Here is a 1,790-nt window from a genome sequence, read left to right as displayed (position 1 = left end):
CTGGTGCATGTCGTACGGGGTGTTCGCGGAGTCCGGGATGAAGGTGTCGAGCTCGGGGTCCACCTCGGCCTCGACGTCGGCCACCTCGGCGTACGCCGGCACCTCGTCCATGTTGTTCGAGGGCAGGTAGGAGAGCAGGGCCCGGGCGAGCTCCAGACAGTCGTTCTCGTCCGCGGCCTGGAAGTGCGCGACGCCGCTGCGCGAGTTGTGCGTGTGCGCTCCGCCGAGCTCCTCCATGCCGACGTCCTCACCGGTGACCTCTTTGATCACGTCGGGACCGGTGATGAACATGTGGCTGGTCTGGTCGACCATGAGCGTGAAGTCGGTGATCGCGGGGGAGTACACCGCGCCGCCCGCACACGGGCCCATGATGAGCGACAGCTGCGGCACCACGCCGGACGCCATCACGTTGCGGTAGAAGATCTCGCCGTACAGCCCGAGCGCGACGACGCCCTCCTGGATGCGGGCACCGCCGGAGTCGTTGATGCCGACGACCGGAACCCCGGTCTTCAGCGCCAGGTCCATGATCTTGACGATCTTCTCACCGAAGACCTCACCGAGGCTCCCGCCGATCACGGTGAAGTCCTGACTGAAGACGCAGATCTGGCGGCCGTCGACCGTCCCGTACCCGGTGATCACGCCGTCGCCGTACGGGCGGTTCCGCTCCAGCCCGAAGTCGTGCGAGCGATGCCGGGCGAACGCGTCCGTCTCGACGAACGAGCCGGGGTCGAGGAAGGCCTCGATCCGCTCGCGCGCGGTCATGATGCCCTTGGCGTGCCGCGCGTCCACCGCGCGCTGGGAACCGGCGTGCACAGCTTCCTCGGTCACGGCCTGCAGTCGGGCGAGGCGACCAGCCGTGCTGTGCGGTTCGGGCGTCGGTTCGGGAACGGAAGCCGGGAGAGCCATAGTGCGAAGCGTACGGCGGTCGGTGGTCCACGTGCGCGATTGATGTGGAGACCGTCTCACCTCGGCCACACCAGGGCTCTGGGAGGGTGGTCCCGTGCCTGTAGAGCCGACCGCGTCCGACGGACGACCAACGCCTCCTTCCGTAGCGGTCCCGAAGACTCCCTCTGCGGGTGAGAGGCCTGGCGGGGGGTCGGCTGGGGTGTCCGCCGCAGCGTTCTCCGGGGCCCTGGCCGACGTGGTCACGGCCCGCGTGGAGGCGGCCGTCGGCAGGTCGCGCCGCCCCCTTGACGCCGCCGCGCTGAGCCCTCTCGCCGCCGGCCTCGGACTGGCCCTCGCCGTCGTGGACGAGATCGACTCGACCAACGCCGAACTCGGGCGGCTCGCTCGCGGGCTTCCCGGCAGCGTGCCGGCACTGTCCGTGACGGCGCGGACGGGTCAGGCCGTCCTCGTCGCCGAGCGGCAGACCGCAGGCCGCGGACGCCTCGACCGGTCATGGCAGTCCGCGGACGGCGCCGGGCTGATGGTGTCCGTGCTCGTCCGCCCCGCGGTCGAGGCCCGGCAGCTCGGCTGGCTGCCGCTGGTCGTCGGCACCTCGCTGGTACGCACCCTGCGCGCTCAGGCCGGGGTGCCCGCGGTGCTCAAGTGGCCCAACGACGTCCAGGTGGACGGGGCGCAGATCGCCGGCATCCTGGTGGAGCTCGCGCCCAGCCCGACCGCGCCGCCGGCCGCCGTCATCGGCTTCGGTCTGAACGTCACCGCCCGCGCCGGGGAGCTCCCGCCGCACTCGACCCGCCTGCTGCTGCTGGACGTCGACCCGTCCCGGCTGGACCGCACGGAGCTGCTCGGCGCCGTCCTCACCGACCTCGCCGACGCGGTCTCCCGGT

At 71.6% G+C, this 1,790-nt stretch carries 2 protein-coding genes; one reads left to right on the top strand and one right to left on the bottom strand.

The window, feature by feature from the left end:
* On the bottom strand, positions 1 to 906 hold a 906-nt coding region (locus FDN03_RS15990; protein WP_283205498.1), incomplete at its 3' end, for a carboxyl transferase domain-containing protein.
* 199 nt (positions 907 to 1,105) lie between these two features.
* On the opposite strand from FDN03_RS15990, the gene FDN03_RS15985 reads away from it, so the two are divergent.
* A partial coding sequence (locus tag FDN03_RS15985; protein WP_212743934.1) for a biotin--[acetyl-CoA-carboxylase] ligase occupies positions 1,106 to 1,790 on the top strand: 685 nt, incomplete at its 3' end.

The sequence above is a fragment of the Glutamicibacter sp. V16R2B1 genome (genome assembly GCF_005774635.1).
In the GTDB taxonomy this organism is placed as follows: domain Bacteria; phylum Actinomycetota; class Actinomycetes; order Actinomycetales; family Micrococcaceae; genus Glutamicibacter; species Glutamicibacter creatinolyticus.
The sequence above is the reverse complement of the archived record's forward strand: the minus strand, read 5'-3'. Positions and strand labels throughout refer to the sequence as shown.